1 protein-coding gene is annotated in these 587 nt (G+C 60.8%); it reads right to left on the reverse strand.

Features of this window, described 5'->3' with window-relative positions; all coding sequences use genetic code 11:
• On the reverse strand, window positions 1-587 hold a 587-nt coding region (locus HW443_RS12655; protein WP_176238381.1), incomplete at both ends, for a DUF5131 family protein.

Genomic DNA, 587 nt, shown 5'->3' on the forward strand with positions numbered 1-587 from the left:
TCCGCTGTCAGAATTGCACCCGCTGGTGGTGACGATCAAGGAACAGGACAGGACTATAGAACAAAATGCCGCCCAGTCAGGACTCATTGGACGTGCATGTGGGCCTGACTCGCCGCCAACCACTACCCAGTTGAGCCTCCCGCGTAAATCATCGTGATTCAGCGCGAGGCCGATATGAAACGACAGATCAACCTGACCAAGCAGCGGCTCTGCGCTTACCCATCGCCCTGCCGCCGGCGTCTCGATCAACTTAGGGATGTCCCTGTCGGCCTCGTCCTGGTTCACCACGCTGATGCCCAACCATACATTGGAGTATCCGCTGCCCCAGTCAGCAGGTAGCATGTTGGCTACGTTGCCGATGCGCTTGGTCAGAATCAGCCAATCGAGCTGTGGCGTCTCGCGTATCAGCGCCCACAGATCAGCCAGCCACGCGGGGTCTGCGCGGTTGTCAAACACGTCCGCCAAAGAGGCACAGAACACGCGGCGCTTGCGTTCGTGCTTCGCGGTAAAATCTTCATGCGCAGCGTTCCATCGGCGCGGCAGTTGCCAGTGCCGGGCCCCGGTACGGCCGCGCTGCCCAGTCGCCC

The organism is Candidatus Hakubella thermalkaliphila, from assembly GCF_013281975.1.
Taxonomy (GTDB): domain Bacteria; phylum Actinomycetota; class Humimicrobiia; order Hakubellales; family Hakubellaceae; genus Hakubella; species Hakubella thermalkaliphila.